This is a genomic window from Mycolicibacterium sp. SMGY-1XX (assembly GCF_059132455.1).
In genome coordinates, this window is sequence record NZ_CP101139.1 from 4,840,445 (window position 1) to 4,866,845 (window position 26,401).

Annotated in this window: 23 protein-coding genes; 11 read left to right on the forward strand and 12 right to left on the reverse strand. The window is 67.6% G+C overall.

Annotated elements, in window-relative coordinates; genetic code table 11:
- Positions 1-8: 8 nt before the first annotated feature.
- The 4 genes from NL241_RS23295 to folP are packed head-to-tail and all read left to right on the forward strand — an operon-like array spanning position 9 to position 4,555.
- Positions 9-284, forward strand: a complete 276-nt coding sequence (locus NL241_RS23295; RefSeq protein ID WP_487687310.1) for a sarcosine oxidase subunit delta — start codon at positions 9-11, stop codon at positions 282-284.
- Positions 284-3,100: a glycine cleavage T C-terminal barrel domain-containing protein gene (locus tag NL241_RS23300; RefSeq protein WP_494395169.1), complete on the forward strand. Its 2,817-nt coding sequence runs from the start codon at positions 284-286 to the stop codon at positions 3,098-3,100. The genes NL241_RS23295 and NL241_RS23300 overlap by 1 nt, the downstream gene beginning before the upstream one ends.
- A complete protein-coding gene (locus NL241_RS23305) occupies positions 3,093-3,710 on the forward strand; it encodes a sarcosine oxidase subunit gamma (protein ID WP_494395170.1) in 618 nt (205 codons plus the stop codon). Before NL241_RS23300 ends, NL241_RS23305 begins: the two co-directional genes overlap by 8 nt.
- Positions 3,707-4,555, forward strand: a complete 849-nt coding sequence (gene folP, locus NL241_RS23310; RefSeq protein ID WP_494395171.1) for a dihydropteroate synthase — start codon at positions 3,707-3,709, stop codon at positions 4,553-4,555. Before NL241_RS23305 ends, folP begins: the two co-directional genes overlap by 4 nt.
- Here the strand turns inward: folP and fdhD are convergent.
- On the reverse strand, positions 4,539-5,369 hold the full coding sequence (gene fdhD / locus NL241_RS23315) for a formate dehydrogenase accessory sulfurtransferase FdhD (RefSeq protein WP_487687300.1): 831 nt from the start codon (positions 5,367-5,369) through the stop codon (positions 4,539-4,541). The genes folP and fdhD overlap by 17 nt on opposite strands.
- Before the next feature lie 13 nt (positions 5,370-5,382).
- Positions 5,383-7,686 (reverse strand): FdhF/YdeP family oxidoreductase, encoded by a 2,304-nt coding sequence (locus tag NL241_RS23320; RefSeq protein ID WP_494398373.1) that lies wholly within the window; start codon positions 7,684-7,686, stop codon positions 5,383-5,385.
- Positions 7,687-7,818: 132 nt separating this feature from the next.
- Here NL241_RS23320 and NL241_RS23325 point away from each other — a divergent pair, with 132 nt between their 5' ends.
- Positions 7,819-8,760 carry a LysR family transcriptional regulator gene (locus NL241_RS23325; protein WP_494395172.1) on the forward strand — a complete coding sequence of 314 codons (942 nt, stop codon included), beginning with the start codon at positions 7,819-7,821 and terminating at the stop codon, positions 8,758-8,760.
- A gap of 200 nt (positions 8,761-8,960) precedes the next feature.
- Here the strand turns inward: NL241_RS23325 and NL241_RS23330 are convergent, their stop codons facing one another.
- From NL241_RS23330 to pabB, 3 genes are all read right to left on the reverse strand, one after another.
- Complete coding sequence (locus NL241_RS23330; RefSeq protein ID WP_487687296.1) at positions 8,961-9,587, reverse strand: MBL fold metallo-hydrolase; 627 nt, start codon at positions 9,585-9,587, stop codon at positions 8,961-8,963.
- Positions 9,584-10,669 (reverse strand): S-(hydroxymethyl)mycothiol dehydrogenase, encoded by a 1,086-nt coding sequence (locus NL241_RS23335; RefSeq protein WP_494395173.1) that lies wholly within the window; start codon positions 10,667-10,669, stop codon positions 9,584-9,586. The genes NL241_RS23330 and NL241_RS23335 overlap by 4 nt, the downstream gene beginning before the upstream one ends.
- Before the next feature lie 87 nt (positions 10,670-10,756).
- On the reverse strand, positions 10,757-12,838 hold the full coding sequence (gene pabB / locus NL241_RS23340) for an aminodeoxychorismate synthase component I (protein ID WP_494395174.1): 2,082 nt from the start codon (positions 12,836-12,838) through the stop codon (positions 10,757-10,759).
- Positions 12,839-12,913: 75 nt separating this feature from the next.
- Between pabB and NL241_RS23345 the strand changes: the two genes are divergently transcribed.
- The 3 genes from NL241_RS23345 (at position 12,914) to NL241_RS23355 (ending at position 16,585) form a co-directional block, all read left to right on the forward strand.
- Positions 12,914-14,266, forward strand: coding sequence for a bifunctional folylpolyglutamate synthase/dihydrofolate synthase (locus NL241_RS23345; protein WP_494395175.1), 1,353 nt, complete (start codon positions 12,914-12,916; stop codon positions 14,264-14,266).
- 284 nt (positions 14,267-14,550) lie between these two features.
- Complete coding sequence (locus NL241_RS23350; RefSeq protein ID WP_494395176.1) at positions 14,551-15,627, forward strand: GGDEF domain-containing protein; 1,077 nt, start codon at positions 14,551-14,553, stop codon at positions 15,625-15,627.
- 154 nt (positions 15,628-15,781) lie between these two features.
- Positions 15,782-16,585: a universal stress protein gene (locus NL241_RS23355; RefSeq protein ID WP_494395177.1), complete on the forward strand. Its 804-nt coding sequence runs from the start codon at positions 15,782-15,784 to the stop codon at positions 16,583-16,585.
- Positions 16,586-16,606: 21 nt separating this feature from the next.
- On the opposite strand, the gene NL241_RS23360 is transcribed toward NL241_RS23355, so the two are convergent.
- Positions 16,607-16,834 (reverse strand): hypothetical protein, encoded by a 228-nt coding sequence (locus NL241_RS23360; protein WP_494395178.1) that lies wholly within the window; start codon positions 16,832-16,834, stop codon positions 16,607-16,609.
- Between the two features lie 137 nt (positions 16,835-16,971).
- On the opposite strand from NL241_RS23360, the gene NL241_RS23365 reads away from it, so the two are divergent.
- The 3 genes from NL241_RS23365 (at position 16,972) to NL241_RS23375 (ending at position 20,271) form a co-directional block, all read left to right on the forward strand.
- The gene (locus NL241_RS23365) at positions 16,972-18,192 is read left to right on the forward strand and encodes a serine/threonine-protein kinase (RefSeq protein ID WP_494395179.1); all 1,221 of its coding nucleotides are present in this window, start codon (positions 16,972-16,974) and stop codon (positions 18,190-18,192) included.
- Between the two features lie 30 nt (positions 18,193-18,222).
- The gene (locus NL241_RS23370) at positions 18,223-19,251 is read left to right on the forward strand and encodes a threonine aldolase family protein (RefSeq protein WP_494395180.1); all 1,029 of its coding nucleotides are present in this window, start codon (positions 18,223-18,225) and stop codon (positions 19,249-19,251) included.
- A 135-nt stretch (positions 19,252-19,386) separates the two neighbouring features.
- Positions 19,387-20,271: an extracellular catalytic domain type 1 short-chain-length polyhydroxyalkanoate depolymerase gene (locus NL241_RS23375; RefSeq protein ID WP_494398374.1), complete on the forward strand. Its 885-nt coding sequence runs from the start codon at positions 19,387-19,389 to the stop codon at positions 20,269-20,271.
- Between the two features lies 1 nt (position 20,272).
- On the opposite strand, the gene NL241_RS23380 is transcribed toward NL241_RS23375, so the two are convergent.
- From NL241_RS23380 to NL241_RS23405, 6 genes are all read right to left on the reverse strand, one after another.
- A complete protein-coding gene (locus NL241_RS23380) occupies positions 20,273-20,998 on the reverse strand; it encodes an SDR family oxidoreductase (RefSeq protein WP_494395181.1) in 726 nt (241 codons plus the stop codon).
- A gap of 78 nt (positions 20,999-21,076) precedes the next feature.
- A complete protein-coding gene (gene dmpG / locus NL241_RS23385) occupies positions 21,077-22,087 on the reverse strand; it encodes a 4-hydroxy-2-oxovalerate aldolase (RefSeq protein ID WP_487687273.1) in 1,011 nt (336 codons plus the stop codon).
- Positions 22,087-23,022 carry an acetaldehyde dehydrogenase (acetylating) gene (locus NL241_RS23390; RefSeq protein ID WP_487687271.1) on the reverse strand — a complete coding sequence of 312 codons (936 nt, stop codon included), beginning with the start codon at positions 23,020-23,022 and terminating at the stop codon, positions 22,087-22,089. Before NL241_RS23390 ends, dmpG begins: the two co-directional genes overlap by 1 nt.
- Before the next feature lie 24 nt (positions 23,023-23,046).
- Positions 23,047-23,772, reverse strand: coding sequence for an SDR family oxidoreductase (locus NL241_RS23395; RefSeq protein ID WP_494395182.1), 726 nt, complete (start codon positions 23,770-23,772; stop codon positions 23,047-23,049).
- Positions 23,759-25,471, reverse strand: coding sequence for an IlvD/Edd family dehydratase (locus NL241_RS23400; RefSeq protein WP_494395183.1), 1,713 nt, complete (start codon positions 25,469-25,471; stop codon positions 23,759-23,761). Before NL241_RS23400 ends, NL241_RS23395 begins: the two co-directional genes overlap by 14 nt.
- Positions 25,468-26,271 carry an IclR family transcriptional regulator gene (locus NL241_RS23405; protein WP_487687263.1) on the reverse strand — a complete coding sequence of 268 codons (804 nt, stop codon included), beginning with the start codon at positions 26,269-26,271 and terminating at the stop codon, positions 25,468-25,470. The genes NL241_RS23400 and NL241_RS23405 overlap by 4 nt, the downstream gene beginning before the upstream one ends.
- Positions 26,272-26,401 lie beyond the last annotated feature (130 nt).

The window sequence follows — 26,401 nt, forward strand, 5'->3', positions numbered from 1 at the left end:
AGAATCAGATGCAACTCATCGAATGCCCGTGGTGCGGGCCGCGCGAGGAAACCGAATTCCATTATGGCGGCGAGGCACACGTCGCTTACCCCGAGGACCCGTATGCGCTGAACGACGAGGAATGGGCGCACTACGTGTTCTTCCGCAAGAACCCCAAGGGGCGCTTTGCCGAGCGGTGGAGTCACAGCGCAGGTTGCCGCCGCTGGTTCAACGCCGTCCGTGACACCGCCACCTACCGATTCGAGCGCGTCTACCGCCTCGACGAGCAGAAGCCGACGATCTGATGAACTTCCGCACCGCTGAGGGTGGCCGCATCGACCGCGACACCACCTACACCTTCACCTTCAACGACCGCGAACTGACCGGCCACGCCGGGGACACGCTGGCATCGGCGTTGTTGGCCAACGGAATCCACCAGGTCACCACGAGCATCAAGCTGGGACGGCCCCGCGGTTTCACCGCTGCCTGGGCCGAGGACACCGGCGGCCTGGTCCAGATGGAGCACCCGTTCCCGGAGCCGATGCTGCTCGCCACCACCGTCGAGCTGTTCGACGGGCTGGCCGCGCGGGGCATTCCGGGGCAGGGCCGCCTGGCCGCCATCGCCGACACCGCCCGCTACGACGCCACCCACGTGCACACCGACGTCCTGGTGGTGGGGTCGGGGCCGGCCGGACTCGCGGCGGCGCTGACCGCCGCCCGCTCCGGGGCCCGGGTGGTGCTGATCGACGAGCAGAGTGAACCGGGCGGTTCCCTGCTCGGTAGCACCGACACCATCGGCGGCCGGCCCGCGCTCGACTGGGTAGCCGACGTGGTGGCCGAATTGCAGGGCCACCGTGATGTGCTGCACCTGCAGCGCACCACCGCGTTCGGACATTACGACGACGGCTTCGTGCTGGCTTTGGAGCGCCGCACCGACCATCTGGGCGTCGACGCACCCGCCGCGGTCAGCAGGCAGCGGGTCTGGCGGATCCGCGCCGGACACGTCGTGGTCGCCACCGGCGCCCACGAACGGCCGGTGGTGTTCACCGACAACGACCGGCCCGGCATCATGCTCGCGGGCGCTGCCCGCACCTTCCTGCACCGCTACGGCGTCAAGGTCGGCGAGCAGGCCGTGGTGTTCACCACCAACGACTCGGCGTACACAGCAGCGTTCGAGCTGCACGACGCCGGCATCACGGTCAACGCGATTGTCGATGCCCGAGAACAGGTTTCGACGGACCTGCTGGCCGATGCGGCGATCCGCGACATCGCCATCTACGCCGGCGCCACCGTCAGCGGCACGCTCGGCGAGCACCGCATCACCCATGCCGTGGTTGCAGGCAAGAGCGTGGCCTGCGATGTGCTGCTGGTCAGCGGCGGCTGGAATCCCGCGGTTCACCTGTTCAGCCAGGCCCGCGGAAAGCTGCGCTACGACGACGCGCTGGGTGCGTTCGTGCCCGGCGAACCGCTCCAGGGTGTGAGCGTGGCCGGGTCCGCGGCCGGGGTGTTCGACCTTCCGGGATGTGTGCGCAACGGACGGGAGGCCGTCGCGGCCGTGCTCGGTATCGTTCCCAATCAGCTTGTCGCGGAATCCGATCCGGTGCGTATCCCGGCGCCGGGCGTCGTGCTGTGGCAGGTGCCCGATGCGGGCGGCACCGAACGCCAGTTCGTCGACCTGCAGCGCGACGCCACCGTGGCCGACCTGGCGCGTGCAGTGGGCGCGGGGATGCGTTCGATGGAGCACATCAAGCGCTACACCACCATCGGCACCGCACACGACCAGGGCAAGACCTCGGGCGTGGTGGCTTCGGGTATCACGTCCGAGTTGCTCGGTGTGCCGATGGACAGCCTCGGCGTGACCACCTTCCGACCGCCCTACACGCCGGTGGCGTTCGCCGCGCTGGCAGGCCGCGATCGCGGCCGGATGTTCGACCCCGAGCGGGTGACCGCCGTGCATGACTGGCACGTAACCCGCGGCGCGGTGTTCGAGGACGTGGGCCAGTGGAAGCGGCCCCGTTACTATCCGCTGCCCGGCGAGAGCATGGATGACGCGGTACTGCGCGAATGTGCCGCAGTACGAACCGGTGTCGGCATTCTCGACGGCTCGACCCTGGGCAAGATCGACGTGCAGGGTCCCGACGCCGGGACCTTCCTGGATCTGCTCTACACGAACATGATGAGCACCCTGAAGGTCGGCATGGTGCGCTACGGCGTCATGTGCGGAGTGGACGGCATGGTGATCGACGACGGCACGGTGATGCGCCTGGCCGACAACCGCTACCAGGTCTTCACCACCACCGGTGGCGCCGCCCACATCCTGGACTGGATGGAGGAATGGCTGCAGACCGAGTGGCCCCATCTGCGGGTGAGGTTGACCTCGATGACCGAACAGTGGCACACCTTCCCGGTGGTGGGCCCCAAGTCCCGTGACGTGATCGGAGCGGTGTTCGGTGATCTCGATGTCAGCAATGACGCGTTCCCGTTCATGGCCTGGCGGGACACCGCACTGGACGGGGTGCACGTGCGCATCGGCCGGGTCAGCTTCTCCGGCGAGCTGGCGTACGAAGTCAACGTCATGGGGTGGTACGCCACCGCGGTGTGGGAACGGCTCATCGAGGCCGGCCAGCGGCACGGCATCACCCCGTACGGCACCGAGACCATGCACGTGTTGCGCGCCGAGAAGGGCTATCCGATCATCGGGCAGGACACCGACGGCACCGTCACACCCCAGGACCTGGGCATGAGCTGGGCGGTGTCGAAGAAGAAACCCGACTTCGTGGGCAAGCGCTCGTTCACCCGCAGCGAGAACCTGAATCCGCTGCGCAAGCAGTTCGTCGGACTTCTGCCCACCGACGCCGACACCGTGCTGCCCGAGGGCGCGCAGATCGTGGAGTTCGTCGCCGACGGTGTGCTCCCCCCGCCACCGGTGCCGATGCTGGGGCACGTGACGTCGAGCTACCGCAGTGCCGAATTGGGCCGACCGTTCGCGTTGGCACTGGTCAAGGGGGGTCACGCCCGTATCGGTGACACCCTGCACGTCCCCGTGGACGGCACCTTGGTGCCGGTGGAAGTCACCGGCACCGTCCTCGTCGATCCCGAAGGAGCACGCCGAGATGGCTGAAACCCTGAACCCGCCCCGTCCGTTGGTACGCCGAAGCCCGTTGCAGGGCTACGAATCCCGATTCGCGACGCTGCCGGCCTCGGCGCGCGTCACCGAGGAACCCTACGTGGCCATGGTCGATCTGTGGCTCGACCCGGCCGGCGACGCCGCCACGGCGGCGGCCGACGTCCTCGGGTTGCCCGCCCTGCCACAGGCGCCGTCCACGGTGACGACCGCAGGTGACACCAGCGCCATCTGGTTCGGGCCCGAGGAATGGCTGGTGTGCTCCACCGAGTGTTCCGGCGAGGTGCTCGAAGCCGCACTGCAGCAGTCGATTTCCGAGCACGGCGGCGCCGCGGTGGATGTCTCCGCCCAACGCACCACCCTGCGACTGCAGGGCGCCGATGCCCGCAACGTCCTCGCCAAGGGGTGCTCACTGGACTTGCATTCCTCGGCGTTCCGGACCGGTATGGCCGCGCAGACGATGCTCGGACTGGCCGCGGTGGTCTTGATCCCGTTGAACGACAACGGGACCGACTACCAGATCCTCGCCAGATCGTCGTTCGCCCGGTACGTCGCCGAATGGCTGACCGACGCGGCTGAAGAGTTCGGCGTGTCCTGGCCCGGATGACGGCGCTCGCCTACTCCCCCGGTGTCCGCGACCGGCTGGTCGCCCGACTGGCCGACCGCGCACCGCTGGTGTGCGGCATCGTCAACGTGACACCGGATTCGTTCTCCGACGGCGGCCGCGACGCGGTGGCCGCTGTCGCGCACGGTATGCAGCTCGTCGCCGAGGGCGCCGATCTGCTGGATGTGGGCGGGGAGTCCACCCGGCCCGGCGCGTCGCCGCCATCGGTGGCCGAGGAGCTGCGGCGGGTGATCCCGGTGGTGGCGGCCCTGGCACGGGTGGCTTCGGTACCCGTCTCGGTGGACACCTCGCGGCCCGAGGTGATGCGTGCGGCCGTCGCCGCCGGTGCGGTGATGATCAACGACGTTCGGGCATTACAGATCCCCGGTGCGCTGGAAACCGCGGCAGCGCTGCAGGTTCCGGTGTGCCTGATGCACATGCAGGGTGAGCCGGCCACCATGCAGGACGCACCGGCCTACGGCGATGTGGTGGCCGAGGTACGCGGATTCCTGCTCGACCGCGTCGCGGCCTGTTGCGTGGCCGGCATCCCCCGGGATCACCTGGTGGTCGATCCCGGCTTCGGTTTCGGCAAGACGTTGAAGCACAACCTGGCGCTGCTGGATGGCCTGGCCGACACGGCACCCATGGGATTGCCGATCATGGCGGGGCTGTCCCGCAAAGGCATGTTGGGTGCCCTCACCGGCCGTGGCGTGGCCGACCGGTGTGCGGCCTCGGTGGCGGCGGCACTGCTGGCCGCCCAGCGCGGCGCGACGATCCTGCGGGTGCACGATGTGGCGGCCACCGTGGATGCGGTGGCGGTACTCCGGGCGGTCAGCCCAGCCCGGTGATCCGGTCCGGCCTGCTGTAGACGTTCATGCTGGCGCCCCGGAGAAAGCCGACGAGCGTCAGACCACTGTCCTGGGCGAGGTCGACGGCCAGCGAGGACGGCGCCGACACGGCCGCCAGCACCGGGACGCCCGCCATCACGGCCTTCTGCACCAGCTCGAACGAGGCGCGCCCGCTGACCATCAGGACCGTGCCGGACAACGGGATTCGCTGCTGTTCGACAGCCCAGCCGACCACCTTGTCCACCGCGTTGTGCCGGCCGACGTCCTCACGCACGGTCAGCAGTGCACCGTCCGCGGTGAACAACCCGGCGGCGTGCAGGCCTCCGGTGCTGTCGAAGACTTTCTGCGCCGCGCGCAAGGTGTCGGGCAAACTCGTCAGCACCTGCGTGCGGACGCCGACGGTGTCGTCGGCGGGGCTGTGCCGCGTGCGCTGAGCAATGGCATCGAGTGAGGCCTTGCCGCACACGCCGCACGAGGAAGTGGTGTAGAAGTTGCGTTCGACACCGGTCTCGGGCAGTGCCACCCCTGCGGCGAGATCGATGTCGAGGACGTTGTAGGTGTTGGCGCCGTCCGCGCCGCGGCTGTTGCAGTAACGCACGGCGGCGATGTCCGAACGGTCGGCGATGAACCCCTCGGTGAGCAGAAACCCCTGTGCCAGTTCGATATCCGATCCTGGCGTGCGCATGGTCACCGCCAGGGGCCGGCCGGCCACCCTGATCTCCAGCGGTTCCTCGACGGCCAGCGTGTCGGGGCGATGGACGCTGCGCTCGGCGGTGATCCGGGTGACGCGGGTGCGGGCGGTGACCCGTCCCATCAGCGCCCTCGCTTCATCGGCGGCGCTCGAGACGGATCGTGATGGCTTTGGACACCGGCGTGTTCGACCTGCGCGCGGTATGGTCCAGGGGAATCAGCGGATTGGTTTCCGGGTAGTAGGCTGCGGCGTTGCCACGCGGGGTCGGGTAGGCCACCAGCCGGAAGTCCTCGGCGCGCCGCTCCTCGACGGCGCCACCGTCGAGCGGCCATTCCGACACCAGGTCCACCCGCTCGCCGTCGACGAAGCCACCGGCGGCGATGTCGTCGGGATGGCACAACACCACTCGGCGCGCGCCGTTGACCCCGCGGTAGCGGTCGTCGAGCCCATAGATGGTGGTGTTGTACTGATCGTGGCTGCGCATGGTCTGCAGGATCAGTCTGCCTTCGGGTATCGGCAACCAGTGCAGTTGGTTGACCACAAAATTCGCCCTACCCGTCGACGTCGTGAACGCCCGCTCATCGCGCGGTGGGTGCGGCAGCACAAAGCCGTCGGGTTCGCGCACGCGCCGATTGAAGTCGGTGAATCCCGGCACCACCCGTGCGATGGAGTCCCTGATCCGGTCGTAATCGGATGCGAACTCCGACCACGGCACCGAATGAGCCACACCGAACAACTTCCCGGCGAGCCCGCACACGATGGCGACCTCACTGCGCACCTGCGGACTCGGCGGCATGAGCCCACCGCGGGACAGGTGCACCACCGACATCGAATCCTCGACGGTGACAACCTGTTTGCGGCCGTCGATCACGTCTTTGTCGGTGCGGCCCAGGGACGGCAGGATCAGCGCGGTGCGCCCGGTCACCAGATGCGAGCGGTTCAGCTTCGTCGACACCTGCACGGTCAAGGAGCAGTTGCGCAGCGCGGCCTCGGTGACCTCCGTGTCAGGGGTGGCCGAGACGAAGTTGCCGCCCATCGCCATGAACACCGAGACCCGCCCGTCACGCATGGCCCGGATGGCGTCAACGGCGTCATAGCCGTGCCGGCGCGGGCTGGTGATGCCGAACTCGGTGTCCAGAGCCGCCAGGAACGGCTCCGGCATCTTCTCCCAGATACCCATCGTCCGGTCACCCTGGACGTTGGAGTGCCCACGCACCGGGCACACCCCCGCGCCGGGCTTGCCGATCATGCCCTGCAGCAGAAGAAGATTCGTGGCGTCCTGAATGGTCGCCACCCCATGGGTCTGCTGGGTCAGACCCATGGCCCAGCAGATGATGGTCTTCTTCGAGTCCACCAGCGCCTGGGCGGTGGTGTCGAGTTCGGCTCGGGTCAGGCCGGTGGCCGCCAGCACGGTGTCCAGATCGACGGCACGGATGTGCGCGGCGTAAGCGTCGAATCCCGCGCAGTGCCGGTCGATGAAGTCGTGGTCGAGCACACTGCCCGGGCGGCGGTCCTCGGCGTCGAACAGCAGTTTCGCCAGACCCTGGAACAACGCCTGATCGCCGCCGGAACGGATCTGCAGGAAGTCGTCGGCGATGCCCACCCCGTCGCCGATCACGCCGTGGACCTTCTGCGGGTCCTTGAATCGCAGCAGGCCCGCCTCCGGCAGCGGGTTGATGGCGATCACCCTGGCCCCGTTGGCTTTCGCCTTCTCCAGAACCGACAGCATCCGCGGATGATTGGTGCCCGGGTTCTGCCCGGCGATGAGGATCAGGTCGGCGTCCTCGAGATCGGTCACCGACACCGAGCCCTTGCCGATGCCGATGCTCTCCACCAGCGCGGTGCCGGAGGACTCGTGGCACATGTTCGAGCAATCCGGCATGTTGTTGGTGCCGAAGCTCCGAATCAGCAGCTGGTAGAGGAATGCGGCTTCGTTGGAGGTGCGCCCCGATGTGTAGAAGGCCGCGGCATCCGGGGTGCCGAGTGCGCGCAACTCCTCGGCGATCAGCGCGAAGGCCTGATCCCACTCGATGGGTTGATAGTGGGTGGCACCCGGGCGCAGCACCATGGGATGGGTGAGCCTGCCCTGTTGGCCCAGCCAATACTCGGTGTGTTCCAGCAGGTCGGCCACCGAGTGACGTGCGAAGAACTCCGGTGTCACGCGCCGGGTGGTGGCTTCCTCGGCCACCGCCTTGGCGCCGTTCTCGCAGAACTCGGCGTGCTTGCGGTGGCCCGGTGTCTCCGGCCAGGCACATCCCGGGCAGTCGAAGCCGTTCCGCTGGTTGAGTTTGGCCAAGGTGCGGGCGGTGCGCACCACTCCCATCTGCTCGACACCGCGCCGCAGCGACACCATGACGGCGGGAACGCCTGCGGCGTAACTCTTCTCATGGGTGATCTGGGCGTCACCTTCGTCGAAGAGGTACCTGCTGTCATTGTCGATGCTGGGCACGCGTGCATCCTCTGCAGATCGATCGGAAACCCTGACCGTACGGGCCCGCCGAGTAGCCGGCAACGGTTTGGTCATGACGTTTCCAGATGCTTCGATAGTTGATATCTATCAAGGAGCGACGCCATGGCCGCCGACGTTCAGATCGCGCAGTTGGAGTACCTCGTGGCGCTGGCCCGCGAACGGCACTTCGGCCGCGCCGCTGCCGCCTGCCACATCAGCCAGCCCACCCTGTCGGTGGCCATCCGTCGTCTCGAACGTGAGCTCGGTGTTCCGATTGTGCTGCGCGGACACCGGTTCGAGGGTTTCACCGCCGAAGGTGCCCGGGTTCTCACCTGGGCTCATCGGATCATCGCCGAGCGAGACGAACTGTTGGCCGATGTCGAACGCATGCGCGGACGGCTGACCATGACAGCGCGGATCGCCGCGATTCCGACCTCGGTTCCCGCGATTCCGCTGCTGTCCACGCGTCTGCTGCAGGTGCACCCGACGGCGACGGTGCGCGTGGAGGCGTTGTCCTCGCGGGAGATCGCGCGGCGGCTGGCGGACTTCGAGATCGATGCCGGGCTGACCTACCTCGACACCGAGACACCACCGGGCTGCCGGCAGACCGTGCTGTATCAGGAGAGCTACGTCGTCCTGGCCCCCGAGGACAACCCCGTCATGGCGCAGCCGAGCCTCACCTGGGCGCAGGCGGCCACGCTACCGCTGTGTGCGCTGACCTCCGAGATGCGTAACCGCAGGATCATCGACGCACACATGGCCGCTGCGGCGGTGCGGTTCACCCCGGTGGTGGAAGCCGACACAGTGGGCGCCATCTACGCACACCTGAGCAGCGCGCAGCTGGCGACCATCGCATCGCACGCGTGGCTCTACGCCTTCGGTGTGCCGGCGGGCATGGCGGTGCGCCCCATCAGCGAGCACCGCACCGGGCCCACCGTCGGGGTCATCACGCTGGCGCGAGAACCCGAGTCGCCAGTGGCGGACGCGGTGCACGCCGCGGCCGCAGACTCCGGTATGTCGGCGGCCCTCGATGCGGTGCTGCACCGCCTGTTGGGAACCGGCTAGTGGGTTGTGCTCGCAGCGCCTCGTCAGTGGCTTCCACTTCTGGGCCCCTTCCTCAGCGCTGCTCGTTCCTCGCAGCGCCTCGTCAGTGACTTCCACTTCTGGGCCCCTTCCTCAGCGCTGCTCGTTCCTCGCAGCGCCTCGTCAGTGGCTTCTGCCTCTGGGCCCCTTCCTCAGCGCTGCTCGTTCCTCGCAGCGCCTCGTCAGTGGCCGCGGGCGACCCAGTCGTCGTAATTCACGATCTCGTCCCCGATCGTGGTGGAGTCACCGTGGCCGGTGTACACCACCGTATCGGCCGGCAAGGTGCCCAGCCGGTTCTTGATGGACTCCAGGATGGTGGGGAAATCGGAGAACGATCGCCCGGTGGCCCCCGGACCACCCTGGAACAGGGTGTCCCCGGAGAACACCGCTTTCAGCTCGGGAGCGAACCAGCACACCGAGCCCGGTGAATGTCCCGGGGTGTGCAGACCAACCAGCTCCAGGTTGCCCGCCTTCAGCGAGGCACCGTCTTCGATGGCACGAAAATCGTTGCCGGCGTGTGTCATCTGCCACAACACCGCGTCGGCCGGGTGCAGGAGCACCGGGGCGTCGAGCGCGGCACCGAGTTCCGGCGCGACGGTGATGTGGTCGTTGTGGCCGTGGGTGCACACCACCGCGACCACATTGCGACCACCCACGGCGTCGATGATCGGTTGCGCGGTGTGGGCGGCATCGAAGACCACGACATCGGAATCGTCGCCGACGATCCAGATGTTGTTGTCGACGTCCCAGGAGCCGCCGTCGAGTTCGAACGTCCCGGAGGTCACCACGCGCTGGATCTGTGATGTCACAGGACGACCACCGAGCGCAACACCTTGCCCTCGTGCATGGTGTGGAAGGCGTCTTCGATCTCGTCGAGTTTGATCCGCTCCGACACGAACCGCTCGAGCGGCAACCGCCCCTGCCGGTACAGGTCCACCAGCGTCGGGAAGTCGCGTTCGGGCAGGCAATCCCCGTACCACGACGACTTCAACGACCCGCCGCGGGCGAAGAAGTCGACCAGCGGCATCTCGAGTTTCATATCGGGGGTCGGCACGCCCACCAGCACCACGGTGCCGGCCAGATCACGCGCATAAAAAGCCTGACGCCAGGTTTCCGGCCGGCCCACCGCGTCGATCACGACGTCGGCGCCGAACCCGCCGGTGAGTTCCTGGACGGCGGCCACCGTGTCGGCTTCGGCCGCGTTCACGGTGTGGGTGGCACCGAGTTCGGTGGCCCACTGCAACTTTCGCGGGTCACGGTCGATCGCGATGATGGTGCCCGCCCCCGCCAGCCGCGCTCCCATGATGGCCGCGTCACCCACACCACCGCAGCCGATCACCGCCACCGAGTCTCCGCGCGACACGTTGCCGGTGTTGACGGCGGCACCGAGACCGGCCATCACACCACACCCGAGCAGCCCGACCACGGCCGGATCGGCGTCTGGGTCGACCTTGGTGCACTGCCCCTCGTGGACAAGGGTTTTCTCGGCGAACGCGCCGATACCCAGCGCCGGGGTCAGCTCGGTGCCGTCCTCCAGCGTCATCTTCCGCCCGGCATTGTGGGTGTCGAAGCAGTATTGCGGACGTCCGCGTTTGCATGCCCGGCACCGCCCGCACACCGCCCGCCAGTTGAGGATCACGAAATCGCCCACGGCGACCGAGCCGACGCCGGCGCCGACTTCCTCGACGATGCCCGCGGCCTCGTGTCCAAGCAGGAAGGGGTACTCGTCGTTGATGCCGCCGTCCCGGTAGGTCAGGTCGGTGTGGCACACCCCGCAAGCCTGGATGCGCACCACCACGTCACCCGGCCCGGGATCTGGAATCGTGATCGTCGTGACCTCGACGGGGGCACCCTTCGAGCGGGCGATGACACCGCGAACCTGTTGTGGCATGGAAATCTCCTTGGCTTGTGGACGATTCAGCGTGCGGTCGGCAACAGGACACAATTGTGCTATATCAGTTTGAGCGTGTCTAGTATATCAATTGTCGACTGAAACCCCGGCTCGCACACCCACCGGCGCAGGCGCGGCGAGCGTGTTTCGCCAGGACGCGGCCTTGAGCAGGATCTCCGCATACTCCTCAGCCGGGTCCGACAACGCGGTGATGGCGCCTCCGATGCCGATCTCGATGCTGCCGCCTGCGGCGACGACCGTGCGGATCACCACGGATAGATCGATGGCGCCCGAGAGCGAAAGATAGCCCAGCGCACCGGAATACACTCCGCGGGCCCGGCCTTCCAGGCGATCCAGGATGTCCATGGTGCGGACCTTGGGTGCACCCGTCATCGACCCGGCGGGAAACAGCGCCCGGACGGCGTCCACCGGATGGACATCCTCGCGCAGCGTGCCACGCACGGTGGAGACCAGCTGATGAACGAACGGGTAGGACTCCACACCGAAAAGCGAGGGCACGTGTACCGACTCCGGCACACACACCCGAGTCAGGTCATTGCGCACCAGGTCCACGATCATCAGGTTCTCCGCACGGTCTTTCTCGCTGCCGTGCAATGTGTTCCGCAACAACAAGTCGGCCTCCGGCGTTGACCCTCGGGGCCTGGTGCCCTTGATCGGCTTGGACTCCGCCACCCGGTTGTCCCCTACCCGCAGGAACCGCTCCGGAGAGGCGCTGACCACCGACAGTCCCGCGAACTGCAACAGCGCGGCGTACGGCGCCGGATTGGTCACGCACGCTCGCTCGAACGTCGCGACGGCGTCGATGTCACGGTCGATCCGCGCTGTGGTGGTCAGACACACCTCGTAGGTCTGCCCCTGCCCGATGAGGTCGAGGCACTCTTCGGCCCGGGCCCGATGCACGCCGGCGTCGACCGAGATGTCCAGCGGTGCGCTGCTGACAGCCGGAGCGGCGGTGGACACGTCGTCGGCGGCGACGGAACGCAGGACCGCGGCCGTCTGGTCCAGCCACCAGTGAGGTGGCGTGTCGCCGGCGAGGCGCAACGCGAGGAGATAACTGCAGCCTCGGTCGTGATCGATCACCACAGCCCGGTCGGCGAAAACAAGCGCACCGTCGGGATGCGGCGAGCGGTGCCTGCGGCCACCGCCCGACTCCGCTTTGAGTTCGTAGCCCAGGTAACCGACGTAACCGAGCCGGAAGGGGCACGGCAGCGCCGCATCCGGCGGTATCGCCCGACTCGTCAGCTGCACTTCGAGATAGTCGAAAAGCGATGTGACGGACTGTGTTTGGTGTCCACGCGCCGAGTCGACGTGCACCTGCCGCGCGTCGACGTCATAGGTCAGGTATTCCGCCAGGGGTCCCGTCGCGTCTCCCATGATGGTGAACCGCTCGCCCGGCTCGGCCGCACGGCCGTCGAGCCAGAACGCGCCGGGACGCCCGGCGAACAGGCGCCGGTAGAGCGAGGGCGCATCAGGAAGGTGCGGTATGCGGCGATGATCCACGGCGTAGCCGGCCTGCCGTCGGCCCGACACAGGATTGGTCTGCCTCGGTACGGCAACACCTTTGGGCCGACGGACAAGGTTACCGAGAGCACGGAAGTTGCGCATGATCGCGGCGCCGTGGTCGGAGGCTATCGATTCGGGGTGGAACTGCACTCCCCACAGCGGGCGGCGCCGATGGCGCACCGCCATCACCAGCCCCTCGTCGGTGCGCGCCAGGACCTCCAGTTCCTCCGGCAGATCGACGGCGATCAGTGAGTGGTAGCGCACCACCGACATCGGCGACGGTAGCCCTTCGAACAGATCGCGGCCGGTGTGCCGAATACGCGACACCCGCCCGTGCACCGGTTGCGGGGCGCGCACCACCCGCGCCCCGAACTCCGCACACAGACCCTGATGCCCGAGGCAGACACCGAGAACCGGCAGACCGGAGTCGGCGATCGCCCGCGCGGAGATACCGAAATCGGCGGGCACGTTGGGGTCGCCGGGCCCCGGTGAGATGACGATGTTGTCGACGGCGCCGAGGTCCAGGCTGCCCCAAGCCGCGTCGTTGGTCACCACGACCGGCGGCCTGCCGTTCACCTCGGTCAGCAGCGCGGCCAGGTTGTAGGTGAAGGAGTCGTAATTGTCGATCAGCAGCGTCTGCACCATGTCGACGACCGCCCTCTCACTCGGATCGGGCTTAATATACCAATCTTTTGTTGACTGATATATTACGATGGCTTCATGACTGCAGTTCTCGCGGGCATCTCCCCGGCCACGGTCGACCTCGATGCCGCGACGCACTATCTCTACGGCCTGCCCCGCGGTTCCAAGCAGGTGGGCCTCGCGCGCGCCGTCGAACTGTTCGGCCTCCTCGGGTCGCCGCAGAATGCCGTCCGCACCGTTCACATCGCGGGTACCGCGGGAAAGGGATCGGTCAGCGCATTCGTCGCCGCGATCCTCGATGCTCACGGTTTCCGGGTGGGCACCCATCTCTCCCCGCACGTGCGATCGATCCTCGAACGGGTCCAGATCGGTGGGCGACCGGTTCCGGTGGAGTTCTTCGTCGATGCCGTCAACAGATTGCGCCCCGTTGTCGAGCGGCTGCAGGCAAGTCCGCTCGGCACACCGACCTTCTTCGAAGCGCTCAATGCGGTGGCCTTCACGACGTTCGCCACGAGTGGGCTGGACTACGCCGTGATCGAGACCGGAATCGGAGGCCGGCTGGACTCCACGAACGCCATCACCAGGCCGGACAAGGTGGCTGTGATAGGCCGGATCGGCCTGGACCACACGCACCTGCTGGGAGAAACCGTCGCCGAAATCGCCGGCCACAAGGCAAGAATTCTGACCACGGACGGGCACGGCATCGTGTTGCGTCACCACCAGGCCAGCGTCCGGAACACCATGTCCGCGACGGCACGGACCCGTCGGTGCACCGTACACACCGTCGACCCGCGCGAAATCTGTTGCACAGCGGACCTTTCCGGCACGGTGCTGCACACCGGCGATCAGGATTTCCGGCTCGGGCTGCAGGGCCGCCATCAAGGAGTCAACGCCGTCCTGGCCATCCGGGCGGCACGGCACCTCGCGCTACGCGATGGATGGGCCCTCGACGGCGCAGCGGTGCGGACCGGTCTGGCGTACGCGCGGCTGCCCGGCAGATTCGAGCGTCACCGCGTTGCTGGACGCGACGTGATACTCGACGGGGCACACAACAATGTCAAACTCGTCGCGCTCACCGACACGGTCCGCGCCATGTACCCCCGCGCCCGCGCCACCTGGGTGCTCGCCGCCCGAGCCGACAAAGACCTGCAGTCCATGCTGGCCACCATCGCCCCGCTCGCGGGCCGGGTGATCGCCACCCGGCTTCCCGATGACGGCGCCGGGCCGGCGGCGCCGTCCGTGCCGGCCCAACACGTCGTCGAAGCTGCCCGCGCCCGCGGCATCTCTGCGGTGGCCCTCGACGACCCCGCGGCGGCCGTGCAGTATGCGCTGACCACCGCAGACTCCGGACCGATCGTGGTCACGGGGTCGTTTCTCCACCTTGCCGCGGCCGACGCGGCGCTGCGGGATGCGCGGACCCCGTGCCCGTGACCGTCGGCGTCGGGCGGCTCGGCTGCCTGCTGCCGGTGGCCGTCGACGGGTGCGCCGGAATCAGAGCACACCACAAGCTGCGCGACGCGCCGTCGATCCGCCCTCCTGACACCCCAACGTCACCGCCTTCGGGCTGCGAGCCGCGTCCCTTCCTGGGCGCTGATCCTGTTGTTCTCGGCAAAGATGCATGCAATCCGTCAGGTTTTCCTGCGATCGGCTAGCATTCGGTAACTGCCTCGGCAGCCGCTGTCATGTGATGTGGTGTTGCACGGAGGTATGGGACATTGACCGCCGAGAGCTTGCCGGTTGATCCGTGGTCAGAACCGTTCCGCGATATCGACTACATCCGCGGTATGGAGCGCCTGCTGCGGGCGGTCCAGGAACTCTCGATGGCCCGCAACCTCGACACCGTTCAGCGCATCGTCCGCACCGCCGCCCGTGAACTCACCGGTTGCGACGGCGCCACCTTCGTCCTGCGCGACAACGGCAAGTGCTATTACGCCGACGAGGACGCGATCGCCCCGCTGTGGAAGGGCAACCGCTTCCCCATGGAGGTCTGCATCAGCGGATGGGCCATGCTCAACCGGGAAGCCGCCGTCATTCCGGACATCTATCTGGACAACCGGATTCCGCACGCCGCGTACCGTCCCACCTTCGTCAAGAGCCTGGTGATGGTCCCGATTCGCAAACTCGACCCCGTGGGCGCGATCGGCAACTACTGGGCCCACGAACATCAGCCGTCGGAGCAGGAGGTCACCCTGCTGCAGGCGCTGGCAGATGCGACGTCCATCGCCATGGAGAACGTGCAGGTCTATGCCGAGCTGGAACAGCGGGTCCGTGATCGCACCGCCGAATTGGAACGCGCCAACGAGGAGATCCGCCAGGTCTCGGTCACCGATGTCCTCACCGGCATCAACAACCGCCGCGGCTTCTACCATCTGGCCGAGCCGGGCCTGGCCGCAGCGCGTCGCGACGGCCGCAACTGCATCCTGGCCTTCATCGACGTCGACGGCCTCAAACTCGTCAACGACGGCAAAGGTCACATGGTCGGTGACGCACTGATCGGCGACGTCGCGCGGGTGCTGGCCAGCACGCTCGGCCGGTCAGATGTGCTGGCCCGGATGGGTGGCGACGAGTTCTGTGTACTGGTCACCGACCCCACGGCCACCCCGGCATCACTCAAGGAGCAGTTGGTCGACGCAATCCGGCTGTTCAACGAGGCCGAGGTACGCCCCTACCGTCTGTCGGCCAGCATCGGGGTGATGCTGGTGACGCCGGCGGACGCCAGCACCGTGGACGAATTGTTGACGCGCGCAGACGAATTGATGTACGAGGAGAAGAAGGCCCGCATCATCTCGTGAGCCGCACCTCTGTACTGCCGTCTGCCCCCTGAACTCGTCGAAGGCCGATTGCCCCGTCACAGGCCATAGATCCTCAACCGAGGACCTATGGCACTGTCATCCACCCCCGTGCACGTTCGAGAATGAAGCACGGAGACGAATTGGGGTGGTGATGATGACGGCACCCGTTGTGGTCGGAATCGATGGATCTCGTGCGGCATTGAGCGCAGCGCTATGGGCCGCCGACGAAGCGGCCGAGCTTCACGTTCCACTGCACCTGATCTACGCCCTGCCGCGGGACGACGAGGATGCCGGTCGGCGCTCGATTGCCGAAACAGCTCTGCGCCACGCGCGCAGCGTGGTGCAGGCCACCCATGATCCACCGCCCGAAGTCCAGGCGCACGTCGTACCACAGACCCCGGTCGCTGCGCTGGTCAAGGCGTCGCACTGGGCGCGGATGATCTGCGTCGGCGCCGTCGGACTGCATCACTTCGACGACGGGCACGTGGGCTCCACTGCCGCGTCCGTGGCAGCGCAGGCGCTGTGCCCGGTGACCGTGGTGCGCAAGACCTCCGACACCGGGTGTGTTGTCGTCGCGATGGACGAGTCAGCCGAAAGCGTCGACGCACTGCGACTCGGAGTCGAGGAGGCGGTTCTGCGGCAGGTCCCGCTACGCGTGCTGTCGGCGTGGCACCCCGGCGACCACACCGCGGCCGAGGGCAACCGGTGGGCAAACGCCACTTTGGAGCGCCTGGTGGCGCGGTGGCGTTGGCAGCATCCCGGCCTCGATGTCAGTACGGTGACCGTGCGGGGGAACCCGATCGACTACCTCGCCGGAAATGTTGCGCAGATACAGCTCATGGTGATCGGTGGTCACAACCGCGCCGGTGTCGGCCAGCTGCTGGGCCCGAAAGGATGTGCCGCGCTGAACAACAGCGATTGCTCGGTGTTGATCGCCGACAGCCGCCGGCGGTTGTGATCCGCCGGCGTCGTCGCCAACTCAGCGCCAGAGGTTGGGCACCTTGTTCCACTGCCCCGGCGGTACCCCCACGATCTGGCCGAGGTGGCCGGGTGGGATGTGCACGATCTGCCCGATATGGCCCGGCGGCGGCACGGGAACCCAGTACCCGTCTTTGTCGGCAGCGGCCTGCCCCGCCCCGAGCACCGCGGAAGCGGCGCCCAGCCCGACAGCAACCGCTGCTGCGGCGGCAATTTTCCTGACGAACACTCTCCGACTCCTCTTCTTTCGCACCCCGCGATTGTTGATCGGTCACCGACATTGTCGCGTCCGGTTCCCACGGCGTTACCAGCGGGTGGCTAGTCGAGCTTCGTTTAGCCGGCCCGGATCCTGGTTATCAACTCGGCGTGTACGGCCATGACCTGCTCGCCGACCGCTATGAACTGCACGACCTACTGGGCTGCGGGGGCATGGCGGAAGTCTTCGACGGCTGGGACGCCCGGCTCGGTCGCCCGGTGGCGGTCAAAGTCCTGCACACCTCGCTGCAATCCCAGGAGTCGGTGCGGCGCCGTTTCGAAGACGAGGCGCGGGCCGCGGCCGCGCTGTGCCATCCGAACATCGTGGCGGTGTACGACTACGGCGAACACCGCGGCACCCCGTTCATCGTGATGGAGCGCCTCCCCGGCACGACGCTGGCGGAGGTGTTCGACCAGGGCCCGATGCGGCCCGAGGCAGTCAGGTCGATGCTCGACGACGTGCTGTCGGCCCTGGAAGCCGCGCACGGGGCGGGAATCCTGCACCGCGACATCAAACCCGGCAACCTGCTGATCTCCTCCTCCGGCGACAGGGTGCAGGTGGCCGATTTCGGTATCGCCAAGACGGGCGGGGCCGCGCATACCCGCACCGGGCAGATCATCGGGACCATGGCCTACATGAGTCCCGAACGGGTCTCTGGCGCACCGGCTTCGGTGGCCGACGATCTGTACGCGGTGGGTCTGGTGGGCTACGAGGCGCTCGCGGGCCGGCACGCCTACCCCGAGGAGAACCCGCTGGCACTGGCCCGGGCCATCCTGGACGCGCCGCCCCCACCGATCGCCTCGTTGCGACCCGACATCGATTCGCACCTGGCCGCCACCATCGACGGCGCGCTGGCACGCGCGCCCGGAAACCGTTTCACGAGCGCCACCCAGATGCGGGCCGCGTTGGCCGGTGACGGGCGGGCCCTGCAGGCGGTGGCCCTTCCCCGTCGCCCCGCGACTCAGATGCTCGAGCACCCCACGGCGGTCCCCGCGCGCCGCAGCGTCACCAGGAACGCGCGGCGGGGGTTGGCCGCCGCCGGGATCCTGGCCGCGTTCGTCGTGGCATCCCTGGCGTACGCCACCGAGCCGCTGCCCGCGGCGCCGGCCTCAGAAACGGCCGGCCTGAGCACCCCGGTGGCGCCTGCCCCCGCACCCGTGGCCACGGTGCCGCCCGCGCCCGTCACCGCCGAGACCCTTATCCCTGAAGCCGTACCGGTAGCGGTGCAACCGCAGGTCGACCCCGGCAACGGCAAGAGCGACCAGAAGAAGAACCCGGGCAACGGCAAGGGCGAGAAGAAGAGCAACGGCCGCGGCAACGGCAACAACTGACCATCGAGGGTCACCGTGCGGCGTGACATCATGGCGACAGTGACCGTCTCCACCGCTTTCGCCTCGGACAACGCCGCACCGGCGCACCCCACCGTCCTCGATGCCGTCGTCGCCGCCAACCACGGCAGCGCCATGTCCTACGGCGACGACGCGCTGACCCAGCAGGCCACCGACCTGATCAAGGACGCGTTCGACTCCCCCGACGCCGAGGTCGTGTTCGCGCTCACCGGAACCGGCGCCAACGTCATCGCGCTGGCTGCCGCGACACGGCCGTGGCACAGCATCCTGTGCAGCGATATCGCGCATTCGCTGGTGGACGAGGCGGGCGGGCCGGTACGGCTGTCCGGCGCCATGCTGACGGTGCTGCCCAGCGCGGACGGCCTCATCGATCCGTCAGAGCTGGGCAGGGCCGCCGTGCGCCGCGGGCCGGTGCATCATTCGCAGCCCGCGGTGGTGACCATCACGCAGTCCACCGAGAACGGTCGCCTGTGGACCGCGGCGGCCATCAAGGAATTCGTCGACGAAGCCCACACGCAGGGTCTGCTGGTGCACGTCGACGGCGCACGGATCGCCAATGCTGTTGCCGCACTGGGAGTCTCACCGCTGGACGCCATCGGCGACGCCGACATCGTGACTGTCGGCGGCACCAAGAACGGCCTGCTGTTCGGTGATGCCATCCTGGTGCGCCGGCCGGAGCTGTTCGACGGAATCCACTTCGTGCAGAAGCAGATCGGTCACCTGCCCAGCAAGCACCGCTTCGTCTCCGCGCAGTTCACGGCGCTGTTCACCGACAACCTGTGGCTCGACCTCGCCGCCCACGCCAACACCATGGCCGCCCGCCTGAGCACCGGCTTCACCCAGCGTGGCCGGCAACTCGGCGCGCCCGTCGAGGCCAATGAAGTGTTCGTCGTCCTCGACGCCGACACCCATGCCCGGGTCGCGGCGCGGTATGCCATCCACGCCCCCGACGTCCTGCGCCCGGTCTATCGTTTTGTGTGCTCCTGGGCCACCACCGAGGCCGACGTGGACGCCGTACTGCGGCTGATCGACGAGGCGTAACACCGGGCGGTGTTCCGCCGAAACTCCACGGGACGCCGGTCACGGACGTTAGCGTCTCACCACGCACGGCAACCACAGCGGGGGAATGCTTTGGAACACATCTCGGTCGCCGGCAGTGCGCGAGCACTGGCGGCCATGCTCGGTATTGTCGCGGCTCTGACCACGGTGTCACCCGCCCACGCGGAGCCGGTCTTCGGCTCAGTGCCCACGGCGCACTTCGACTTCGGCGGGATTCCCCGCACCTACACCCTGCATGTACCGCCGGGCCCGGCCAACGGCCTGGTGATCAACCTGCATTCCGCGGGTAACACCGGAGCGTCGCACCAGGCGCTGACGCATTACGACGCGATCGCCGACGCGCACGGATTCGTGGTGGCCTACCCCGACGGGATCGACTTCAGCTGGGCCGACGGGCGCGGCGCCTCGGTGCCTGACCGGCAGCGCGTCGACGACGTGGGCTTCATCTCCGCCCTGGTGACCAAGCTGGTGGCTGAGTTCGGCATCGACCCCAACCGGGTGTACGCCACAGGCTTGTCGGCCGGTGCGTTCATGGCCAACCGGCTGGCCTGCGAGCGGGCCGACCTGTTCGCCGCCGTGGCGCCGGTCGACGGCACTCTGGGCACCAACATGGCGTGCGCGCCGTCGGAACCCGTCGCCGTCATGGCCACCCACGGCACCGCCGACCCGATCGTGCCGTTCAACGGCGGGCCCATGCTGGGCCGCGGCGGCGGCAGCACCGTGGTGCCCGCGCAGGCGATGACGGATCTGTGGCGCAGCCTCAACGGGTGCGGCGCCCCCACCGAGGTGCCGCTACCCGACGCCGGCGACGGCATGCGCGCGTTCCGCTCGAGTTCGGGCTGCGCCGACGGCACCGAGGTCGTGTTCACCCGCGTCGACGGTGGCGGCCACACCTGGCCCGGTGCGCCGACCGTGCTCTCGGTGCAGCAGGTCGGGCCCACCACCCGGGCATTCGACGCGTCGGTGGACTCGGGGAACTTCTTCGCCTCCCACTGGCGCTGAGTCAGCCCCGCCCCAGCAGCGGCATCTCCGTCGCCATGATGGTCAGGAACGGCACACTGACATCCAGCGGTAGGCCCGCGATGTGCGCGATGGTCGAACCGACGTGGCGCACATCGAATTTCGGCTCCGGCCTCCGGGATCCGTCGGGTTGCAACGCCCCGTCGAAACCGGTTGTCATGGCCGTCGCGGCGTTGCCGATGTCGATCTGACCGACGGCGGTGCCGGTGCTGCGGCCCTCCAGCGCCAGCGCACGGGTCAGGCCGTTGATGGCGAACTTGCTGGCGGTATAGGGCGTGGCCTCCGGTCGCGGTACCTGACCCGACACCGAACCGATGTTGATGATCCGGCCCCCACGCGGATCCTGGTTCTGCATGACCCGCATCGCCGCCCTGGCGCAGAGAAACGATCCGGTGACGTTCACCGTCATGACCTCCGACCAGGCCTGCAGCGAGGTCTGCGTGATCTGTTGCTGTGACCCGAACACCCCGGCGGAGTTCACCAGCACATCGATACGCTCCAACCTTCCCAGAGCCGTCTCGACGGCACCCTCGTCGGTGACGTCGAGCACCAGCGCTTCACCGCAGCCCGCGAGTTGCACACTGCCCTGCAGACTTTCGAGGGTGCGACCGCAGAACACCACGTGATGGCCGGCGGCGGCCAGGGCCAGACCGGCGGCACGGCCGATACCGCTACCGCCGCCGGTGATCACCGATATCTGCTGTGCCACCGGTTCACGGTACCGTCTTGCGATTTCGGCGCGCTGGTAACCGCTGAGCGGTTACCAGCGCGCCGAAATCCCCAGAGGTCAGGAGGCGGCGGCCATGGTGAGCGCCACGTCGACGATCATGTCCTCCTGGCCGCCGATCAGGCCGCGCTTGCCCACCTCGACCAGCAGATCGCGCATGTCGACGTTGTAGTCTTTCGAGGCCTTCTCGGCGTGGCGCAGGAAGCTGGAGTACACCCCGGCGTACCCGAGGGTCAAGGTGTCGCGATCGACCCGGATGGGCCGGTCCTGGAGGGGCCGCACCAAGTCGTCGGCCGCGTCCTCCAACGCGAACAGATCGCAGTTGTGCTCCCAGCCAAGCAGATTGGCCACCGCGATGAACGGTTCGATGGGACAGTTCCCCGCCCCGGCACCGTGCCCGGCCAGGGACGCGTCCACACGGTAGACGCCCTCCTCGACGGCGACCACCGAGTTCGCCACCGACAGCGACAGGTTCTCGTGGGCGTGGATACCGATCTCGGTCTCCGGTTTGAGCACCTTGCGGTAGGCGCGCACCCGCGCGCGCACGCCGTCCATCGTCAGCCGGCCTGCCGAGTCGGTGACGTAGACGCAGTGCGCGCCGGCGTCTTCCATGATCTTGGCCTGGGTGGCCAGCTGATCGGGCTCCAGGTAGTGCGACATCATCAGGAAGCCGGAGACGTCCATGCCCAGCTCGCGGGCGCGGGCGATGTGCTGCGGTGCCACGTCGGCTTCGGTGCAGTGGGTGGCCACCCGCACCGACCGGGCGCCGAGATCGTAGGCCCGCTCCAGGTCGCCGATGGTGCCGATACCGGGTAGCAGCAGTGTCGTCAGCCGGGCGTTCTTGACCACGGCGGCCACTTCGGCGATCCACTCGTCGTCGGTGTGGCTGGCCGGCCCGTAGGTCAGGGTGGACGCCGCGAGCCCGTCCCCGTGGGCGATCTCGATACCGTCGACCCCGGCGGCATCAAGCGCGGCAGCGATTTTCACCAGCGGGTCGATGCCGATGCGGTGCCGGATGGCGTGCATGCCGTCGCGCAGCGTCACATCTTGGACAAAAATCTTGGTTGCCATCACGCGACTCCGCTCAGCTTGTCCTGCGAGATCCGGCTGGCCACTTCCAAGGCTGCCGAGGTCATGATGTCGAGGTTGCCGGCGTAGGCGGGCAGATAGTGCGCGGCGCCCTCGACTTCCAGGAACACCGACACCTTCCACCGGTCGCGCGGTTGCGCTTCGAACAGTGTGCGCAGTGGTTCATCCGCCGGCACCGGGGTGATCAGCACGTCCTGCTTGAGCCGGTAACCCGGCACATATTTGGCCACCTGCTCCACCATCTCGATCACCGAGGCGGTGATCAGATCGAATTTCGGCTCTTCGACGATGGCCATCACGGTGTCGCGCATCAGCATCGGCGGTTCGGCGGGGTTGAGGATGATGACCGCCTTGCCGCGACGGGCACCACCCACCTCTTCGATGGCCTTCGACGTGGTCTCGGTGAACTCGTCGACGTTGGCCCGGGTACCGGGCCCCGCCGAACGAGACGCGATGGACGCCACGATCTCGGCGTACGGGACGGGGGTGATGCGCGAGATGGCATGCACGATGGGGATGGTGGCCTGTCCCCCGCAGGTCACCATATTGAGGTTCTTCTCCCCCAGGTGCGCTTCGAGATTCACCACGGGCACCACATACGGGCCGATCGCGGCCGGTGTCAGGTCCAGCAGCTGCTTACCGTAGGGGGCCAGCGCTTCGGCGTTGGCGATGTGCGCCCGGGCCGACGTGGCGTCCAGAACGATGTCGACGCTGTCGAACTCGGGCATGGCGATCAGCCCGGCCACCCCTTTGTCGGTGGTGGGCACACCCAGCCGGCGCGCCCGGGCCAGGCCGTCGGAGTCCGGGTCGATGCCCACCATCGCCACCGGTTTGAGCCGCGAATATCCGCGCAGGCACTTGATCAGCAGGTCCGTGCCGATGTTGCCGGAACCGATGATCGCGATTTTTGTTGTCATAGAACGCAACTCCTAATGGTTGTCTCAGCCACGCCCGAGGAAGGGCATGCCGGTGGCCATGATGGTGAGGAACGGAACGCTGACATCAGTTGGCAGCGAGGCGATATGGGCGATGGTGGAACCGACGTGGCGCACATCGATCTTCGGTTCGCGCTTACGCGAGCCGTCCGGCTGCAAGGCCTCATCGAAACCGGAGATCATGTCGGTGGCGGCGTTGCCGATGTCGATCTGACCCACCGCGATGTTCCGGGAGCGGCCTTCCAGTGCCAGCGCCCGGGTGAGGCCGGTGATGGCGAACTTGCTGGCGGTATAGGGCGTGGCTCCCGGGCGGGGCACCTGCGCCGACAACGACCCGATGTTGATGATCCGCCCGCCACCGTGTGTTTCCATCCAGTTCATCGCCGCTCTGGCGCACAGGAACGAGCCGGTGACGTTGACGGTCATGGTCTGCGACCAGTCGGCCAGGGTGGTGTCCGCGATGGGCTTCTGCGCTCCGAACACCCCGGCGGAGTTCACCAGCACGTCGATGCGGTCCAGCCGGGTGAACGCCGCGTTCACCGAGTCCTCGTCGGTGACGTCGAGTTCGAGCACCTCTCCGGATCCGGCGAGATCCGCACTCTCCTTGAGCCTTTCGACGGTGCGGCCGCAGAACACCACCCAGTGTCCGCTGCCCGCCAGCGCCAGGCCGGCGGCGCGGCCGATACCGCTGCCGCCGCCGGTGACCACCGCGACCCGGTCAATGGCTGGCACGCGGCACCCCCGCCCCGCGCTTGCCGCGCAGGAAGTCGAAGTCGGCGCCGGTGTCGGCCTGGGTGACGTGCTGCAGATACATCTGCAGGTAGCCACCTTCGACCTGTTTGGTGCCACCGGCCAGTTGCGCGATCTCGCGACGGCGGGCCAGTTCCTCGTCGGTCACGGCGAGATGCAGCCGTCGCGACGGGACGTCCAACTCGATGACGTCTCCGTCTTGGACGTAGGCCAACGGTCCACCGGCCGCCGCTTCGGGAGCCACGTGCAAGACGACGGCGCCGAAGGCGGTGCCGCTCATCCGGGCATCGGAGATGCGCACCATGTCGGTGACGCCCTCGCGCAACAGTTTCGCCGGGATGGGCAGGTTCCCCATCTCGGGCATCCCCGGATAACCCTTCGGCCCAGCGCCTTTGAGTACCAGCACCGAGTCCTTGTCGACCGCCAGGTCGGGATGGTCGATGCGGGCCTTCAAGTCGTCGATGTCCTCGAACACCACGGCGGTGCCGCGGTGGGTCAGCAGCTCGGCGGTGGCCGCAGACGGTTTGATGATGGCGCCGCTGGGTGCGAGATTGCCGTGCAGCACCGCGATGCCGGCATCATGCTGCAGCGGATCGTCCACCGTGCGGATGGCGGGCGATCCCCACGCCGTCCGGTTCTCGACGTTGGCGCCCAACGTCTTTCCGGTGACGGTCAGTGCGTCGCGGTGCAGCAGGTCACCGAGTTCGTTGATCACGATGGGCAGGCCGCCGGCGTCGAAGAACTCGTCCATCAGGTACTTACCCGACGGCACCAGGTCCACGATCAACGGGGTGCCTGCGGCCACGGTGTCGAAATCGTCCAGACTCAAGGGGACTTCGATGCGCCCGGCCAACGCCAGCAGGTGCACCACGGCATTGGTGGAACCGCCGATGGCGGCGTTGACACGAATGGCGTTCTCGAACGCCTCACGGGTGAGGATCTGCGACATGGCGACGTTCTCGCGGACCAGTTCGACCGCGCGCACGCCGGTGTCTTGGGCCAGCACCTTGCGGCGGGCGTCGACCGCGGGGATGGCGGCGTTGTCGGGCAGCGCCAATCCCATCGCTTCGACCAGCGAGGCCATGGTGGAGGCGGTACCCATGGTGTTGCAGTGTCCATTGGAGCGCCACATGCAGGCTTCGGCCTCGACGAACTCGTCGGTGCTCATGGTCCCGGCGCGCACCTGGTCGTACATGGCGTAGGTGCCGGTGCCCGAGGGCAGCGGCACGCCGCGGCGCCGGCCGGGCAGGGTGGGCCCGCCGGAGAGCACGATGGTCGGCAGGTCGACGCTGGCCGCGCCCATCAGCAGCGCCGGAGTGGTCTTGTCGCAGCCGCAGAGCAGCACCACCCCGTCAAGTGGGTTGGCGCGCAACGTTTCTTCGACATCCATGCTGACGAGGTTGCGGTACAGCATGGTCGACGGCCGCATCAGCGTCTCGCCCATGGAGGTCACCGGGAACTCCAGCGGGAAGCCACCCGCCTCGTACACCCCGCGGGCCACGTGTTCGGCCAGTTCCCGGAAATGCGCGTTGCACGGCGTCAGCTGTGACCAGGTGTTGCAGATGCCGATGACGGGCCTGCCGTCGAACATCCGGTTCGGCACACCCATGGCCTTGATGCCGGAGCGATGGAAGAACCCGGTCTTGTCGAGACCGCCGAACCAGCTCTGGGAGCGGCTCACCGGGAATCCGCCAGGGCGAGCGCTTCGCTGACCTGCCGTGCGGCTTCCACCACGGCCTTGGCCATCTGGTCACCGGAGCGGGCGAAAGTGCTGCGGATGGTGGTGATCGAGATGGCAGCGACCGCCTGGCCCCGCGGGTCCAGCACCGGCGCGGCGACACAGCACACCTCTTCGACGAGTTCGCCGTCATCAACCGCGAATCCGTCGACGCGCGCCTTCTCGATACGTTCGCGCAGCTCGCCCGCCGTGGTCGCGGTGAACCGGGTGTAAGGCACCGGCCGGTAGTCCCGCAGATACTGCTCGAGTTCGTCGGCCGGCGAGTTGGCCAGCACCACCTTGCCCATCGCGGTGCAGTAGGCGGGAATCTCCGAACCCGGCATGGGCTCGATCCGGAACATCTGCCGCGAAGCGATGCTGTCGGCATAGACGATCGATCCGCGATGCAGCGTGCCGAGGTTGACCGTCTCATGGAACATGTCGGCCAGTTCGAGCAGCTTGGGCCGGGCCAGATCGAGCAGACCGGTGCGGTCCTTGATCGAATTGGCCACGGCGACAAGCTTCATGGTGAGCCGGTACTTGCGACCTTCGGCGACGTGCTCGACATAGCCGCCGCTCATCAGGGTGCTCAGCAGCCGGTCGACCGCAGGTTTGGACAACTCCAGTTCGCGGGCGAGTTCGGTGATCCCGGAGGCGTCCACCCGCCCGAGCGCCTCGATCAGGCGCATCGCGTTGGACACCGAAGCCACCTCACGGTCGCGCCGTGCGGATTGGGCTCCGTCGGCCGCATCAAGATCCGTCATCGTTCTCCTAGATTCGGATTGCGAATCATTGCTTCGCATTTTCAAGCTAAACCACGCGATCAAACACTGTCAATGCTCAAGAACTCGGCGGTGAGCCCCGTTTACCGAGACGCTTGACGTTGAGATGCGG

Bases quoted from the DNA above. Each gene is read 5' to 3' on its own strand.
- pabB (WP_494395174.1), bottom strand. From the start codon at position 12,838: ATGGTGCAGACGCTGCTGATCGACAATTACGACTCCTTCACCTACAAC.
- NL241_RS23325 (WP_494395172.1), top strand. From the start codon at position 7,819: ATGGCCGCCGACGTTCAGATCGCGCAGTTGGAGTACCTCGTGGCGCTG.
- NL241_RS23375 (WP_494398374.1), top strand. From the start codon at position 19,387: ATGCTCGGTATTGTCGCGGCTCTGACCACGGTGTCACCCGCCCACGCG.
- NL241_RS23305 (WP_494395170.1), top strand. From the start codon at position 3,093: ATGGCTGAAACCCTGAACCCGCCCCGTCCGTTGGTACGCCGAAGCCCG.
- folP (WP_494395171.1), top strand. From the start codon at position 3,707: ATGACGGCGCTCGCCTACTCCCCCGGTGTCCGCGACCGGCTGGTCGCC.
- NL241_RS23295 (WP_487687310.1), top strand. From the start codon at position 9: ATGCAACTCATCGAATGCCCGTGGTGCGGGCCGCGCGAGGAAACCGAA.
- NL241_RS23370 (WP_494395180.1), top strand. From the start codon at position 18,223: ATGGCGACAGTGACCGTCTCCACCGCTTTCGCCTCGGACAACGCCGCA.
- NL241_RS23405 (WP_487687263.1), bottom strand. From the start codon at position 26,271: ATGACGGATCTTGATGCGGCCGACGGAGCCCAATCCGCACGGCGCGAC.
- NL241_RS23390 (WP_487687271.1), bottom strand. From the start codon at position 23,022: ATGACAACAAAAATCGCGATCATCGGTTCCGGCAACATCGGCACGGAC.
- NL241_RS23345 (WP_494395175.1), top strand. From the start codon at position 12,914: ATGACTGCAGTTCTCGCGGGCATCTCCCCGGCCACGGTCGACCTCGAT.
- fdhD (WP_487687300.1), bottom strand. From the start codon at position 5,369: ATGGGACGGGTCACCGCCCGCACCCGCGTCACCCGGATCACCGCCGAG.
- NL241_RS23335 (WP_494395173.1), bottom strand. From the start codon at position 10,669: ATGCCACAACAGGTTCGCGGTGTCATCGCCCGCTCGAAGGGTGCCCCC.
- dmpG (WP_487687273.1), bottom strand. From the start codon at position 22,087: ATGGCAACCAAGATTTTTGTCCAAGATGTGACGCTGCGCGACGGCATG.
- NL241_RS23355 (WP_494395177.1), top strand. From the start codon at position 15,782: ATGACGGCACCCGTTGTGGTCGGAATCGATGGATCTCGTGCGGCATTG.
- NL241_RS23300 (WP_494395169.1), top strand. From the start codon at position 284: ATGAACTTCCGCACCGCTGAGGGTGGCCGCATCGACCGCGACACCACC.